Origin of the sequence: Solitalea lacus, assembly GCF_022014595.1 — a bacterium.
Taxonomy (GTDB): domain Bacteria; phylum Bacteroidota; class Bacteroidia; order Sphingobacteriales; family Sphingobacteriaceae; genus Solitalea; species Solitalea lacus.
On sequence record NZ_CP091740.1, the window covers coordinates 3,041,991 to 3,057,246 of the forward strand.

Below are 15,256 nucleotides of genomic sequence, written 5' to 3' on the forward strand. Positions count from 1 at the left end.
TAGAGAGAGAGAGATTTAGATGATTGGTAAGCTGTTCTTTTTAAATAGTTTTAGTTTTATTAAACAGTGTATATTGTATATTTTATAATACGATTATTTCAAATTAGACACTCAATCACTTGAATAACAACGCTTAGAACGGATAGCTTCTTCCTTTTTGCAGTTTAAATTGCTTTTGATTATTACAAATGCAAGGTATGTGCCAATTTTGGATTTGAGGAAATAAATCCCCTTCTATCCAAGCAATTAGAAGATTTGAAGCAAACCGCTCCCGAATTCTATTTTTTAAAGCACTCGTACTGTTTACTAAAACAGGCTCTTCACTGTCACTTTCCATGATAGCATTATTGTTAACCTTTCGTGGCCGAACCGAAATAATTACATCGTCAGCCGTTGAAACATTATTACTTAAAGTAGGATCTGTTGTTTGAGCAGTGATCACTGCTGTATTTGATGCAATACCAATTTTATTTGCTCTTACTTTAATAAGGATGATTTGAAAATCTCCTGCTTTCAATTGATCTAAATTATATGACAGCTGTCGAGTTATTGGATCGTACACCACTGAAGAAACCGAAGATGAATAGTATTCGAAATTGATTGGTAGTACATCCTTTACTCTGATCAATTTAGCCGTTGAAGGCCCTACATTTTCTAACCTTATTTGATAAGTAAAAATTTCTCCTTCTTTAACTGTAATTCTATCAACAGAATTAGTAATGCTTAAGTCTGCATTATTAATACCTGTTAATTTGATTTCTTTGGCGAAAGCAAATGAGGCCAGAAAGAGTATACTAATAAAGAAAATAAAGAAGCTGATAATCCAGCGTTGGCGTTGATAATAGATACTCCTCAATGAGGAGCGATGAGAGCGATCGTTCATAAATAGTAGGATTAATTAGATGGACAAATTGTATAGATTTTACATACTTTATTTTTACTTATTTAAACATGGCTTTGCAATCATATGAATCGACCCAGAACTACATCAACTCATATGATCACAAGCCATATTGCTGATTTTTAGACAGAAAGACGGTTACTTTCAGATCAGTATTTGTCAAACCTTATGCCATAACAATGCATTCCTACAAGGTTCACATAGCACTAAAAAGCTACAAAACCGCTTTGGCCGGCATAAACAATTAATTAATTATCAATTCATTAATCGAACAAACATTTACTTTTCTAAAGTATAAGCTGATTTTTTGCACTATCAATAAAAATGCTGTATTGAAATCAATACATTTTTGTTTTAGAATGATTTTTATTTAGGCTGACAGACCAAGTAGAACAGAATAAGTATCTTTGAGCCCTGAATCTTAACCTTTTAATGATGAGTGCATAAATAGCTGCACCAAAACCTAAAACTGATGAAAGCAAAACCAGCAAAAGAGTCGTTAACTATAATGAATGAATTGGTGTTACCCAATGACACTAATCCCCTAAATAATTTAATGGGAGGTCGTTTACTCCACATGATGGACATTGCAGCAGGAATTGCCGCACAAAAACATTCAAATCGTGTAGTTGTTACAGCCTCAGTAGATAATGTTTCCTTTAAAAACCCAATTGGTTTAGGAGATGTAGTTACAATAAATGCGCAGGTAACTCGTGCGTTTAGCACCTCAATGGAAGTAAGAATGGACGTTTGGGGAGAAAACATTCCGAATGGCACACGCTTTAAGAGTAATGAAGCCTACTATACTTTTGTAGCAGTAGATCAGACAGGGCGCCCAATTCCTGTTCCTGAAGTTATTGCCGAAACTGAGGACGAGAAAAAATTTTATGACGGGGCTTTACGCCGCAGACAGCTACGCTTGATTTTAGCCGGCAAAATGAAACCCGATGAAGCTACTGAGCTTAAAGCATTATTTCTTTCAGAAGAATAATTCTCAAACTATAAAAGAATGAGCCTGGAGAATAAGACATTCCAGGCCCATTTTAATTTCGAATATTACCTCAACTTATTCTCCTGCCAATTCCAAAATACGGTCAAACTCTTCTGCTTTTAAAGGCATTACCGAAAGACGCCCTTGACGAACTAAAGCAATATCCTTTAATCGCTCATCGGCTTTAATGGTTTCTAAGGTTACGGTTTTTTTCATCGTTTCCACTGGCACCAAATCAACAACCACCCAGTTTTTGTCATCTGTTGTCGGATCCTGATAAAACTCTTTAACCACTTTAGCCAATCCAACTATTTCTTTACCCTCATTGCTGTGATAAAATAATACCAAGTCTCCCTCCTTCATCGCTTTCAGGTTGTTTCGTGCCTGGTAATTACGTACACCATCCCAAAATGTCCGGCCGTCTTCATTAAACTTTTGCCAACTGTATTTGTGCGGTTCTGATTTGACCAACCAATAATTCATTATTTTTCTGCTTTTAAAACGTTTAAAGAGGCTTTTTCACTAGCTTTCACCCTATTGGGGACAGCAATTGGGGACAAATATAAACCAAACACCCTTATAAAATGAAAAGGTAGAAAGTCTCACAAACAACGGTAATTCATCCCTAATGATTTGTCTGGATTCAACAAACCCCACGTTTCTTTTTACTTCACCGACCCTGCTACCGGAAAAAAAGACAAAGAAGTACCTTAAGAAAAATGATGGAAATGTGAAAATGATAAAGGAAAATAATTTATTAAGAACCAACGGGTGTTGCCTTAGAGCACGAAGAAAAAAATATAATTCTATAACAAGTGTTGGTGACTTTTAATCGTAGGTAAAAGCTGAAAGGGAGAAATACAGACCTTTAATCAGGAAACACGACTGACCCGCTAACGCATATCTCATTTTCAAAAAAAAGACTGCCCATATTTTTCCGAACAGCCATTTTTTTAACCTCTTTTTATTGCTTGGTTTTACATTTTTTTTGTCGCTGACCAAGTACCTTGAATACCAAATTCATCCGATTGAGGATTAACATCTTTCCATGTACCGGTTGCAGTATTTCCGCTAATAGTTCCTTTAAAATTCACACCATCATCAATCATGCAGTCTATTGCATTGTTGACAAAAGTACCTGTAATCATATGAGGTCTATCAGAATGAGATTTCACAAGACCTTCAATTTTATTGTCTGTTACCACAAAATTAAATGTTGCACCTTCCTCATTGTTATAATAAGCTTTTCCTTCATAACAGTGTACTACATGCTCTGACGTCTCCTTTATTACTGCAATACCAGCTTGAGAATGACCTGCGATTGTTATCGCACTGAAACTTGGAGAAGAGCCATCAGCTTTCACAGAAAACACGAATGAACCGATTTGGTTTGTAAATATGACTTGAGAATCGGAATCTTTTTTAATTGTGCCAGACGACGCAAAGACATACTCTTGCCCATCTATGATCAAAGTAGCTGTAGCTGATCCATCTGCTTTAATATTAATTACGATATTACCTGACGAACCTGTAAATACCCCTTTGTAAATTCCGTAATTACTTTTGTCATAAACAGCCGCTATACTCAGGCCGAAGACGTACACGCCGGTAAGCTCCATGCAAACCAGCCTGCTTTTCCCTGCAATCCACCGAGCTAACTTTCCATAACCGGCTTCATCATTACTTACCCGAATGTTCATGTTTGTCCAAGTCGGCTTTAGAAACATCGATGTCGATGCTTACCGACTTTTTCATAGATTTGAGTTGAAGAAAAACTAATACCCTTAACAGGCCTGACAACCTAAGATTCTATCGGGTTCTGTTCAACCATTGAAGAGAACGGGGCCCGTTCTGAGGTTAGGCACAAACGCCTGGCAAGCGCCCTGGGTGCACCCGCTCTTTTCTCTGGAAAATTTAATTATTTTATTCACTCAAACCTAAGGGCAAGCGCCGGAACGTTAGCGGCAACACTCTCCACCTGACGCTGAAAAAATTTCATTTTTCAACTTAAAATCTGACAGATTTTTTGCCAAATTTTCAGCATTCAGCCTGCTGGTATTTGACTTGCATTTCAAGTTTTCTGAATAAATTATTCTTTAACCCTTTAAAAAAGGAGGTCATTATGACACTTGTTAAGTACAACCCGTCTTCTCCTTCCCGGGGTGGATGGATGGACGATTTCTTCAGCAGCAGCTTGTTTCCAAACTTCGAGTGGGGAAGAGCAAGTTCAACAAATACCCCGGCAGTCAATATCAGGGAAAATCCTGATAACTATGAGTTGGAAGTCGCAGCTCCCGGGCTTGATAAAAAAGATTTCGAAGTATTGGTGGACAATGGTTTGCTGACTATCTCCGGGCGCAAAGAAACCCAGAGCGAAGAAAATAACAACAATTTCACTCGGAGGGAATTTTCTTACAATTCCTTTATGCGGTCCTTTTCTTTGCCAGAAGGTGTAAAGCAAGATGAAGTGGTTGCCAACTACCTGAACGGCATCCTCCATGTCACGCTTCCGAAATCAGAACAGGCAAAGGCAAAAGCTCCACGCACCATTAAGATTTCTTAAAATTATTCCTTCCTAGCTGCAAGGCGGGCAACAGTCCCCTGTTGGCTGCCAAGCAGTCCTAGGGGGATAGAAATCTAAAAATCCGAAGGAGGAACATAAAAAACTGGTTCCCCTGCTCAGGGAAAAACCAAAGAGAAAGAATTTCACCTGAGACAAAACAGTTAAATCAAAAATAACAACTCAAAAATCGGGAAGTCATGAGCGGAATAAAAAATTTCCTTCGCGAGTTGCAGCGCTTTGACATCGACATTTCAAAAAATGTTATTACCTATAATGGTTATCTCAGTCCTAAGCTATATGCAGTTTGGCTTCAAAAGCTTTACCTGCAATTCAACACCGAGTTGTACGCACACCTCAAAGGCATTCCGATTGATAAGGAGCGTATAAAGTTTCTGAAAGAATTGCAGCTTCAGCTTACTGAAATAGATGAGTTTTTGTTGCAAACCCGCGATTTGCTGGCGCAATTACAGTCCCTGCTGTCTAACAAAGTTGCTGAATATAGAACTGTTTTACCGCGATTGAAAAAAATGAACATTCACATTGACGTAGAAGGAGCCACCGTCAAGCAGCTTGAAGAGATTGACCTGCTTGTTTTCATTGACGGGCAAATCAGTTATAGCTATGAGGCAATCTCATTAGCATACAGCATGATAACACTCGAATTGGACATTCCCTCCTTCTATGGCATTGAGTCAAAGGTTCAGACCTACAAACTCAGGTGGAAAGGAAGCATGCGCCATTTGACGGAATTGTTTGTGGAATTGCAAAGAAAAGGCTGGATTGCCACGATTGAAGATAATCAGATGGATGCAGCAGTACAAAATATTGTCAGCCTGTTTGATATCAGACGTACACGCATCCCCGAAGATAAAGAAGAATATACTTCGATGGCAGAGATACTAAAGGGCGCACTGAAAAACACAGGCGAACGGCACTATCAGCTTCTTTATGGTAAAGGCTATCAGCCTGTGTTTGATGAGATGAAAAGCAATAAATCAATCGGGAAATCATCTGGCAGCTGATGGTTAGCGCGTGTGAGCGAGGCTCGACCGCCCTCGCACTCACAGGCAGTCTCCCTATAAGCAATGGCGAATTAATTTATTTTAAAAGATGTACAGAAACCAATATTTAAAAAACTTAGCAAGTTTCGGGTCGTGTGAAAATCATTTCATACCTACATTTGTTTATCAAATTCAGATAAAATGAATGAGCAAGATCAAATCAATTTCAATCGTATTGCTGATGCAATCGATTATATGCAACAAAACTTCAAGTCGCAACCTGATTTGAACGAAGTAGCTGAAAAAGTAAATATTAGTCCGTTTCACTTTCAACGTATGTTTACCGAATGGGCAGGCACCAGTCCGAAAAAATTCTTGCAGTACATAAGCGTTACTCATGCAAAACAAATGCTTAAACGAAATAATGCCACTTTATTTGATACTGCACTAGAAACAGGACTTTCAGGAACCGGCCGTTTGCATGATTTGTTTGTTAAGATTGAAGGTATGACTCCTGGCGAATATAAAAATGGAGGAGAAAACCTTGCCATCAATTACAGCTTTGCCGAAACCCCATTCGGAACCATAATTATTGCCTCAACTTCAAAAGGGATTTGTTATACTGCATTTGCAGACAATGAGAATGAAGCGTTTGTGACTTTAACCAAATATTTCCCTAATGCCCGATTTCATCAGTTTAATGACCTGATGCAACAAAATGCCTTGAATATTTTCAAACACGACTGGCATGAACTTGACGAAGTAAAATTGCATTTGAAGGGCACTCCTTTTCAACTAAAAGTTTGGGAAATCTTACTAAAAATTCCAGTTGGCAATGTCACAACTTATGGAGAGATCGCTAAACGGCTGGACAATCCTAAAGCTTCAAGAGCTGTAGGCAGCGCAGTTGGTGATAATCCGGTTGCTTTTCTGATCCCCTGTCACCGTGTTATTCAATCAACGGGTATATTAGGTCAATACCACTGGGGAAGTATTAGAAAAACAGCTATGATTGGATGGGAAGCAGCCCAGGTTAGCCTGGATAAAATGTTTTAAACAATGGCAACTGTAATTGAAAGAATAAAAGCTCTTGATTGGCCTTTGTTATATGAATCAATGCATGAAAAAGGATTTGCTTTAGCTCCTCAAGTTCTTAATTATGAAGAATGTGATGAATTAATTACACTCTATGATAAGCATCAAGGGTACCGAAAAACTGTGGTTATGGAGCGTCACCGTTTCGGGCAAGGAGAATATAAATACTTCAATTATCCTTTGCCTGCCATTTTACAAACTATCCGAATGGAAGTTTATCCATGCATTGCTCCTATTGCTAACACTTGGATGAAACAGCTCCAAATCGACACTCATTTCCCGGAAACTTTTGATGCTTTACAATCACTTTGTCATCAGCATCATCAAACTAAACCTACTGTATTAATTTTGAAGTACGGTAAGGGTGGATTCAATACCCTTCACCAGGATTTGTATGGAGAAATATATTTTCCGATACAGTTAGTATTGTTTTTGAATGAGCCCGAACAAGATTTTGCCGGAGGAGAGTTTGTGATGACTGAGCAAATACCACGAGCACAATCAAAAGCAATTGTTTTAAAACCCAGAAAAGGTGATATGCTACTTTTCACAACTAACTTCAGACCTGTAAAGGGGACAAAAGGTTATTACCGTGTTAACATGAAACATGGGGTAAGTGAAGTACATAGTGGCCAAAGACATACGCTGGGAATTATTTTCCATGATGCATTAAGCTAGATGATTGAACATATTAAGGTCGATGATAAACACCTAAGAAGCATGATCCACTCCGGTTTGATACGATTTGGGGGCAATGTTAAGCTCAAAATTTACGGTATGCTTAATTGTTCATCAGGTAAAAGAATGAAAACTGAATACCGCGTATTTTTTAATTCAGCCGATGAAGCCCGTAAAGCAGGGTACAGACCTTGTGGAAATTGTTTGAGAAAAGAATATAAACTTTGGAAGAATGGATTTATTTGGAAATGAACTTACTGCAGAGACCAATTTATTGCCCTATGATGGAGAGGTAAATTATTATGGTCGAATAATGTCAAGAGTACAAGCAAATGCATACTTTGAAAACCTTTTGCATTCCATCCAATGGAAAAACGATGAGGCCATCATTCTTGGAAAACATATCATTACCAAGCGTAAAGCTGCTTGGTATGGAAATGAAAAGTATGCTTACACTTATTCAAACACTACCAAACAGGCATTAGCATGGACCAACGAACTCATCGAGCTAAAAAATCTGGTAGAAGAAACTTGCAATTACAATTTTAACTCCTGCTTGCTTAACCTGTATCATACCGGAGAGGAAGGTATGGCATGGCATAGTGACGATGAAAAATCACTTGGCGTAAATACTACTATAGCCTCTTTAACATTGGGTGCTGAGAGAAAATTCTCATATAAACACAAGCAAACAAAACAAACAGTATCTCTTTTTCTTGAAAATGGCAGTCTGTTAATCATGAAAGGTGCAACCCAAACCAATTGGCTGCATCGCTTACCGCCAACCAAAAAAGTATCACTCCCTCGTATTAACCTCACTTTTCGAACAATAATTGACCAGCTGATTTGATTCAGCTGCTTAAAACCTTATTTTCGAAATCCACAATCATATTTTACATACGAAAACAAATGAAAAAGCTCTTATGCTTATTTCTTATCCAATCGCATTGTATACAAATTAAATTCGTCATAATATGAAAGCTGCTGTAATAACCCAACCAGGCGGACCAGAGGTTTTACAAATACGAAATCGAGAAATACCTTCGATTACTGAAAGCGAAGTTTTAATAAAAGTAATTGCAGCGGGTATAAACCGCCCGGATATAGCTCAACGGACAGGACGATACCCTGCACCTGCTGGAGCTCCGGTTGACATACCGGGACTGGAACTTGCTGGAACTGTGGAGCAAATCGGATCAAAGGTAAACAACCTTAAACCTGGTGACAAAATTTGTGCATTAGTAGCTGGTGGTTCTTATGCTGAATATTGTGTGGTTCCCGCTGCCTTGTGCCTGCCAGTTCCTCAAGGATTATCAATGATTGAGGCGGCATCACTTCCTGAAACCTTTTTTACTGTTTGGAGTAATGTTTTTGACAGAGGCCAGTTAAAACCAGGAGAAACCTTTTTGGTACACGGTGGCAGTAGCGGTATTGGCACCACTGCTATTCAAATGGTTAAAGCTTTGGGAAACACCGTTTATGCTACGGCCGGAAGCGATGAAAAGTGTAATTATTGTAAAAAGCTTGGTGCAGATAAATGCATCAATTATAATACTGAAGATTTTGAAACCATAATAAAAACGGTTACAAACAATAAAGGTGTCGATGTTATTTTGGACATGGTTGGCGGTGAATACATCAATAAAAACATCAACTCACTGGCAGATGAAGGCCGATTGGTTTTTATCAACGCAATGAAAGGTTTTAAGGTTGAAGTTGATTTTTTAAAAGTAATGCAAAAACGCCTGACTATAACCGGAAGCACCTTGCGTCCTCGTTCGATTGAATTTAAGGCTGCCATTGCAGAAAATTTAAAAAAACATATTTGGCCGTTGCTTGAACAAAGTAAAATCAAACCAGTGATCCATCAAACCTTTTCGTTAGAACAAGTGGCAGAGGCCCACAAATTGATGGAAAGTAGTAAACATATGGGGAAAATTGTGTTAATTATTGGCCAATAGCATTTATAAAGTAAAACAAACTAAACCTCTATCTTTTTAACCAATGAATAACAAACTCGCCGAAACTCTTCATGCTGAAGAATTGTTAAGCACTGAATCTCTGAATAAAATCAAAGCACAAAACAGCAACCCTTTGTTTTCTGTCCATTGGGAGCTTAGATCATTACTATATATCGGAGTAGTGCTTTTAAGTTCCGGATTAAGCATAACAGTGTACAAAAACATTGATACAATAGGTCACCAGCTTATTTTATTGTTCATTGCTTTAATATTCATTTTAGGATTTGGTTACTGTTTAAAAAAGAAAACTCCTTTTACCTTTGAAAAGACAACATCACCAGGCTCCTTTTTCGATTATATTTTATTATTGTCTTGCTTAACTTTTGTGACCTTTGTCGGATACCTTCAATATGTTTATACGCTTTTTGGCACACATTACGGAATGGCGACATTTATTCCGATGGTAGTTCTTTTCTCTGCAGCTTATTATTTTGATCACTTGGGGGTGTTAAGCTTAGCTATCACCAATCTGGCTCTTTGGATGGGACTCTCCATTACCCCTACCCGATTTTTAGAAGAGAATGATTTCGACAATGAACGAATTATTTATACTGCTTTAATTTTAGGGGTAATATTATTACTTGGAGCTTCTTTCTCAGAAAAATTCAACATTAAGAAACACTTCAAATTCACGTACCAGAATTTCGGCCTGCACATAACGTTTGTAGCCTTACTGGCTACGTATTTCTTTTATTATCTCTCAGGGTATTATGAAACCGTGCCCTCCTTTTATCGTTCTATTGCTATTGTTTGGCTGCTGTTATTAGGGATTATTGCTTATTTCTATTATCTGGACTCAATAAAAGACAAGTCATTTTACTTTCTGCTAATCATAACCCTTTATAGTTATGTTGCTATCAGCTGTATAGCAGTTAGAATACTTTCAACTTCGCATGATATGGGGGCCGTTTACCTTATTCTGATGTACTTTATCGGATCCGCTGTGGGCGTCGTTTTATTTCTCATCAACCTAAACAAAAAACTTAAATCAGCATGATTATCTACAATAAAACCTGGTATAGTAATTTAAGAGTACAAACAAAAGCCCAACAATCCTGTGATACCGGATATATTACTACTGATGAATTAAAGGCAATAAAACAGAAATATGCTGTAGGATTTTATAGCCCAAATGTATTTATACGAATTGGGTTATTTATTCTTACCTGCGTCATTATATTATTTGCAAGTGGCCTGGTTGGTCTAATGACCATGGACTCCATACGTTCTTTAACTGGCTATGGCGTTTTGACTATCATAGGAGGAATCATTACGTATGCGGTTCTGGGACTAATGGTAAAAGATAAATTTCATTACCGCTCCGGAGTTGATGATGCGTTACTGTACCTTAGCGCAATTCTCATTTTCACGGGTATTTATCTATTGCTAAATGAGTCTATAAACCTTTATCCAGAATTTGGAGCTTTTCTGGCCTGCTTAATAGCTATCTTTCTAACATTAAGATTTGCTGATACGGTAACTTGTGCTGTTGCCTATTTAACCCTTTTCTATTGCTGCTATATCCTTACAACTCGATTTTCTTCAGCAATTACCCCCTTCTTATTAATGTTGGTGTCTGTATTCATGTATTTGAGTGCTCGTAAAACATTAAATAAACCATATGCAATTAATTACAGCGATTGTTTAACAGTTTTACAAATTGTCACATTAACAACTTTCTATCTTTCAGGCAACTATTTTGTTGTAAGGGAAGTTGGCAGTAATTTATCCAATCTTGCTCCAGGTACCTCATTACCGTTGAGTTGGTTTTTCTGGGCTTGGACCATTGCGATTCCATTTGCTTACATTTTATTAGGCATTAAAAAGAAAGATGTGATTTTAATACGAGCAGGGTTATTATTTATTGGAATAGCTGCACTCACATATAGAAATTACTATTATTTAATGCCTATCGAAATAATGTTGATTATGAGTGGAATTGTTGCAATAGGAACCTCATATAGCATCATTAAGTACTTAACTCCATCTAAAAAAGGTTTTACCTATGCTGATTTAAACGAAAAGCATATCATGGATAAATTAAATATTGAATCAATAGTTATTGCGGAAACTTTAGCTCCTGCTCCTATTCAAACGGAAAGCAGACCTGCGTTTGGAGGCGGTGATTTTGGAGGTGGCGGTGCCGGAGAGAAATTTTAACAATGAGAGCTTGTAAATGTCCTTATCCTAAATAATAGAGAATAAGGGCATTTACTAATGCAATATCTTCCAAACCAACTCTTTCATCAATTCGCCTTCATCAGTATTGCCTGTACTGCCTACACCTTTACTTTTAAGATCATACTCTCGTAAAAAGCTAATAATTTGCATCACTTTCCCTTGGGGATAATTACGGGCGGCAAGTTCATAATCTCCTACAAAAAACGGATTTACACCTAATGCCGATGCCACTGCCGATTTTGATTTGTCCTTTAAGCAATGATACACGAATAATTTACTGAAATAACCCGCAAGGGTTGCCATTACCACAACAGCAGGGTTTTCTTTCTTATTTGCTGCAAAATAGTTAATAATTTGATTGGCCTTTAACACATCTCTCTTGCCCAAAGCATTTTGCAGCTCAAACACATTATACTCTTTACTAATGCCAATATTGGTTTCAATTTCCTTAATCCCAATTTCGGAACCTTTAGGAATATTTATCATTAGCTTTTCCAGTTCGTTGGCAATTTTCAGCAAATCATTCCCTAAATATTCGGCAAGTAATGCTGTTGCTTGTGGACTGATCCTTGCCCCATTTTCCTGAACATGTTCATTAATCCAGCCTGGAACCTGATTATCATATAATTTCTTCGACTCGAATAAAGCTCCGTGTTTTTCTATATTCTTAAAAATCTTTACCCTCCCATCAATTTTGCTATGCTTATAGCAAAACACCAAAACAGTTGAACGTAAAGGGTTTTCAACATAGGCAGCAAATGGGTCTTGATCTTTATCGCCTTTATCTTTACCAAATTTGATATTCTGCGCCTCTTTCACAATTACCACCTGATATTCCGACATCATTGGATACCGTTTCGCATTATTTAAAACAGTAGTCATATCGGTTTCCTTGCCATACAAAATGGTTTGATTAAAACCCTTTTCGGCATCAGATAGCACATTGTTTTCGATGTAATTGCTTATCAAATCGATGTAATACTCCTCCTCACCATGTAAAAAATAGATGGGACGATATTTTTTTGCTTTAAGTTCTTTAAGAATTTCGGCAGCAGTCATGCGGTAAAAATAGAGATTTCAGTTTTATTTTGGAGTTTGATTACTCGTTCAAAGCCTATAATTTGATCGTGATGAATTTAGGACGATCAATTATCGACTATACTCCGGCACTTCATGTAAAAACCTATAGGTTTTCTTATCATGATCCACTTCACAACAATAATGCTCCAGGCCATTGGTTAAAACTATGATTTTCACTTTATGAGTTGAATTATAGCGAGCAAGTTGGTCAAACGCCTTTTGTGTAAGCTTTACTGAACTCGCCTTACATTCTACCAACAAATGCTTATGGCCAAGAGAATTATAAATCAAAATATCCGAGCGCTTACTCAGTTCGTTTACCTTTAATCCACCTTCAATATTAATTAAGCCTTTTGGATAATTCTTTTGATTGATGAGAAACTGAATAAAGTGCTGGCGCACCCATTCTTCCGGCGTTAACACCAGGTTTTTCCGTCTTACTTCATCAAAAATAAACAGTTTATCACCTTCCTGTTTTAACTGAAAAGGATACGGTGGAAGATTTAAAGCTGTTAATTGTTGCATGTGGGCAAAGGTAAAATTATTTGAGGTTACTCGTCACTTTTGATAAGCTTCAACAATTAATTTTAGTGAAAAGAAATATATTTGCTGCTCAATTAAAATCCGTTAGCAAAACCTATTAATGACGAGCTATAAACCCGGTTTACACATCATAGCCGAATTTACAACTGCCGAAATCAATCTTTTAAAAAATGCAGAACCTTGTAAACAACTTTTTGACAATCTGATCTATAGCTTAGATCTTTCAAAAGTGGGGGAAGTCTATCATAATTTCGAAAACGGAGGATTCACTGCTGTTGTTTGTTTAACCGAATCGCACCTTTCTATACATACCTGGCCCGAGTTCAACCTTGCAACCTTTGATGTTTTCCTTTCGAATTTTAAACAAGACAATAACGACAAGGTGAAAAGCATTTATGCCGAAACGCTTGCTTTCTTTAATGGAATAGAAAAAAGCAAACAAGAAATTGAGCGCTAAATATGGGAAGTTTATTACATCATAGCTATTTAGGAAGCAGCGGAGTCATTAATTGCCCTGAATGCAGTTCAACGATAAAAGTACTAGATTATCAGAACAGTATTTGTTTTGGGTGCCCAACATGCCATACTTTTTTCAAAGCCGAAAGAACTCCTCAAAAATTAAGAACATTCAAGCTCTCCGACGGTTCAACTGTTCCAGCCATACCAATTGGAACCAAAGGTGAAATTAACGGCTATACATTTGTGGTAGCTGCTTATATGGTTAAAAAGGAAAGCGGCAATGAATACCGATGGAGAGAATATCTGTTGATCAACGAAAATAAAGGTTACGCTTTTTTATCAGAATATGATGGGCATTGGAATTTTATTGTTGGGAAAAACTTTTTAGTTGATCTAAAACCACAAGGCAACATGTATCAGGCACGATACAACCAACTTCCATTTAAGTTATTCAATAAGTACACGCCCCAAATAATTTATGCTTTAGGTGAGTTTGACTGGAACATATTAGAAGACAATATTGCTTGTAGGGAATTCATTGCCCCTCCATTCATGCTTGTGCATGAAAAACAAGGAAACAATAGCGATTGGTTTATGGCTACCTATAAATCAAGCACTGAGGTTGCTGAAGCATTTTCAATAGAAAATAAATTGTTGCCTGCAAAGATTGGAATTGGTGCCAATGAGGTTTCCTCAATGGAAAAACAGCAAAATGGCATAATAAAAATTACATTAATGGCCATTTTGTTTCTTTTCTTGTATCATGTTTTTTGTGCATATTCCAATGAATCGGCAGTACTTTTCGATCAAAACATCTTTCCTGAACGAGACTCTTCTAGTTGGGGTAGCACAAATTTCAAGGCCATTACAACCAAAAGTTTTAAGGTAAATGGACCTACCGTACTAGATATTTATTTAAAGTCAGAAGTTGACAACAATTGGGTGGAAGTTCCGGTTACTCTTGTTGAGGAAAAAACCGGAAAGTTTTATGAATTCACCAAAGCCATTGAATACTATCATGGCTCAGAAGATGGCGAATCATGGTCAGAAGGAAGTAAAAGTACTGATGCGACCTTAAGCCGCATTCCTACAGGTATTTATCATTTGATTATTGAGCCTTCATCAGATAGCCTATTTCCAAACTCAGTTAGAGTGACCGTAAATAAAAATAATACAGTATGGTCTAATTTCTTTTTGATCTCCCTATTATTGATTTCAGTGCCGGTTTTACAGTTTTTTAGAATTAATCAGTTTGATAAGAACAGATGGATGAATAGTGATTATTCACCATACAACACCGAAGACCATGATTGAAGAAATTAAAACAATTAAGTATTACTATATCATTGCCTTAATGGTAATCTTAGGAGGTTATATGTGGGTTAACCAACAAGGGATTCGTTTTTTAGGTGATGACAACGAAAGCAAAGAACAACGCTCAGGTTACACACGAAGCTATTATCATAAATAACATTAAATACTTCACTATGACATTATCTGAACTTATCAATTTAAAGTACGTAGTTGCCCTAGTTTTATATTCAGGCTTAGGAATTCTGATCCTTCTGATTTCATTCTGGATAATCGAGAAACTTACTCCCGAAAACCTGTGGAAAGAGATTTTAGAAAAAAGAAACATGGCACTTGCGCTAATGGCTTCGGCATACATGATAGCACTAGCCATCATCATTGCTTCGGCCATTCACGGATAAAAATCACCGGCAAGAAGAGATCCAGTTTTGC

Annotated in this window: 19 protein-coding genes; 14 read left to right on the top strand and 5 right to left on the bottom strand. The window is 37.2% G+C overall.

Going from position 1 to position 15,256, the window contains the following annotated elements; all coding sequences use genetic code 11:
- Window positions 1-133: 133 nt before the first annotated feature.
- A complete protein-coding gene (locus tag L2B55_RS13110) occupies window positions 134-883 on the bottom strand; it encodes a DUF11 domain-containing protein (protein ID WP_237846458.1) in 750 nt (249 codons plus the stop codon).
- A gap of 490 nt (window positions 884-1,373) precedes the next feature.
- On the opposite strand from L2B55_RS13110, the gene L2B55_RS13115 reads away from it, so the two are divergent.
- On the top strand, window positions 1,374-1,892 hold the full coding sequence (locus tag L2B55_RS13115) for an acyl-CoA thioesterase (RefSeq protein ID WP_237846461.1): 519 nt from the start codon (window positions 1,374-1,376) through the stop codon (window positions 1,890-1,892).
- Window positions 1,893-1,967: 75 nt separating this feature from the next.
- On the opposite strand, the gene L2B55_RS13120 is transcribed toward L2B55_RS13115, so the two are convergent.
- The gene (locus tag L2B55_RS13120) at window positions 1,968-2,375 is read right to left on the bottom strand and encodes an EVE domain-containing protein (protein WP_237846464.1); all 408 of its coding nucleotides are present in this window, start codon (window positions 2,373-2,375) and stop codon (window positions 1,968-1,970) included.
- A 494-nt stretch (window positions 2,376-2,869) separates the two neighbouring features.
- A complete protein-coding gene (locus tag L2B55_RS13125) occupies window positions 2,870-3,592 on the bottom strand; it encodes a hypothetical protein (protein WP_237846466.1) in 723 nt (240 codons plus the stop codon).
- A gap of 422 nt (window positions 3,593-4,014) precedes the next feature.
- On the opposite strand from L2B55_RS13125, the gene L2B55_RS13130 reads away from it, so the two are divergent.
- The 9 genes from L2B55_RS13130 (at window position 4,015) to L2B55_RS13170 (ending at window position 11,410) form a co-directional block, all read left to right on the top strand.
- The gene (locus L2B55_RS13130) at window positions 4,015-4,455 is read left to right on the top strand and encodes an Hsp20/alpha crystallin family protein (RefSeq protein WP_237846467.1); all 441 of its coding nucleotides are present in this window, start codon (window positions 4,015-4,017) and stop codon (window positions 4,453-4,455) included.
- 197 nt (window positions 4,456-4,652) lie between these two features.
- Complete coding sequence (locus tag L2B55_RS13135) at window positions 4,653-5,477, top strand: hypothetical protein (protein WP_237846468.1); 825 nt, start codon at window positions 4,653-4,655, stop codon at window positions 5,475-5,477.
- 180 nt (window positions 5,478-5,657) lie between these two features.
- Entirely contained in the window at window positions 5,658-6,512 is an 855-nt protein-coding gene (locus L2B55_RS13140; protein WP_237846469.1) for a methylated-DNA--[protein]-cysteine S-methyltransferase, read from the top strand.
- Window positions 6,513-6,515: 3 nt separating this feature from the next.
- Window positions 6,516-7,229 carry a 2OG-Fe(II) oxygenase gene (locus L2B55_RS13145; RefSeq protein ID WP_237846471.1) on the top strand — a complete coding sequence of 238 codons (714 nt, stop codon included), beginning with the start codon at window positions 6,516-6,518 and terminating at the stop codon, window positions 7,227-7,229.
- Between the two features lie 42 nt (window positions 7,230-7,271).
- Window positions 7,272-7,481: an Ada metal-binding domain-containing protein gene (locus L2B55_RS18895; protein WP_255696579.1), complete on the top strand. Its 210-nt coding sequence runs from the start codon at window positions 7,272-7,274 to the stop codon at window positions 7,479-7,481.
- Window positions 7,462-8,079, top strand: coding sequence for an alpha-ketoglutarate-dependent dioxygenase AlkB family protein (locus L2B55_RS13155; protein WP_237846474.1), 618 nt, complete (start codon window positions 7,462-7,464; stop codon window positions 8,077-8,079). Before L2B55_RS18895 ends, L2B55_RS13155 begins: the two co-directional genes overlap by 20 nt.
- A 124-nt stretch (window positions 8,080-8,203) precedes the next feature.
- Window positions 8,204-9,190, top strand: a complete 987-nt coding sequence (locus L2B55_RS13160; RefSeq protein WP_237846478.1) for an NAD(P)H-quinone oxidoreductase — start codon at window positions 8,204-8,206, stop codon at window positions 9,188-9,190.
- Between the two features lie 43 nt (window positions 9,191-9,233).
- Complete coding sequence (locus L2B55_RS13165; protein ID WP_237846480.1) at window positions 9,234-10,247, top strand: DUF2157 domain-containing protein; 1,014 nt, start codon at window positions 9,234-9,236, stop codon at window positions 10,245-10,247.
- Window positions 10,244-11,410 carry a hypothetical protein gene (locus L2B55_RS13170; protein ID WP_237846482.1) on the top strand — a complete coding sequence of 389 codons (1,167 nt, stop codon included), beginning with the start codon at window positions 10,244-10,246 and terminating at the stop codon, window positions 11,408-11,410. The genes L2B55_RS13165 and L2B55_RS13170 overlap by 4 nt, the downstream gene beginning before the upstream one ends.
- 54 nt (window positions 11,411-11,464) lie before the next feature.
- Here L2B55_RS13170 and holA read toward each other — a convergent pair whose 3' ends face one another.
- A complete protein-coding gene (gene holA / locus L2B55_RS13175; protein ID WP_237846492.1) occupies window positions 11,465-12,490 on the bottom strand; it encodes a DNA polymerase III subunit delta in 1,026 nt (341 codons plus the stop codon).
- A 90-nt stretch (window positions 12,491-12,580) separates the two neighbouring features.
- The gene (locus L2B55_RS13180) at window positions 12,581-13,036 is read right to left on the bottom strand and encodes a type I restriction enzyme HsdR N-terminal domain-containing protein (protein WP_237846494.1); all 456 of its coding nucleotides are present in this window, start codon (window positions 13,034-13,036) and stop codon (window positions 12,581-12,583) included.
- A 118-nt stretch (window positions 13,037-13,154) separates the two neighbouring features.
- On the opposite strand from L2B55_RS13180, the gene L2B55_RS13185 reads away from it, so the two are divergent.
- Genes L2B55_RS13185 through L2B55_RS13200 form a run of 4 tightly spaced genes read left to right on the top strand, consistent with a single transcriptional unit; the run spans window position 13,155 to window position 15,225 of the window.
- Window positions 13,155-13,511, top strand: a complete 357-nt coding sequence (locus L2B55_RS13185) for an S-adenosylmethionine decarboxylase family protein (RefSeq protein ID WP_237846498.1) — start codon at window positions 13,155-13,157, stop codon at window positions 13,509-13,511.
- Between the two features lie 2 nt (window positions 13,512-13,513).
- Window positions 13,514-14,827 carry a DUF4178 domain-containing protein gene (locus L2B55_RS13190; protein WP_237846500.1) on the top strand — a complete coding sequence of 438 codons (1,314 nt, stop codon included), beginning with the start codon at window positions 13,514-13,516 and terminating at the stop codon, window positions 14,825-14,827.
- Window positions 14,820-14,984, top strand: a complete 165-nt coding sequence (locus L2B55_RS13195) for a hypothetical protein (RefSeq protein WP_237846502.1) — start codon at window positions 14,820-14,822, stop codon at window positions 14,982-14,984. The genes L2B55_RS13190 and L2B55_RS13195 overlap by 8 nt, the downstream gene beginning before the upstream one ends.
- Before the next feature lie 16 nt (window positions 14,985-15,000).
- Window positions 15,001-15,225 (top strand): DUF350 domain-containing protein, encoded by a 225-nt coding sequence (locus tag L2B55_RS13200; RefSeq protein WP_237846503.1) that lies wholly within the window; start codon window positions 15,001-15,003, stop codon window positions 15,223-15,225.
- Window positions 15,226-15,256 lie beyond the last annotated feature (31 nt).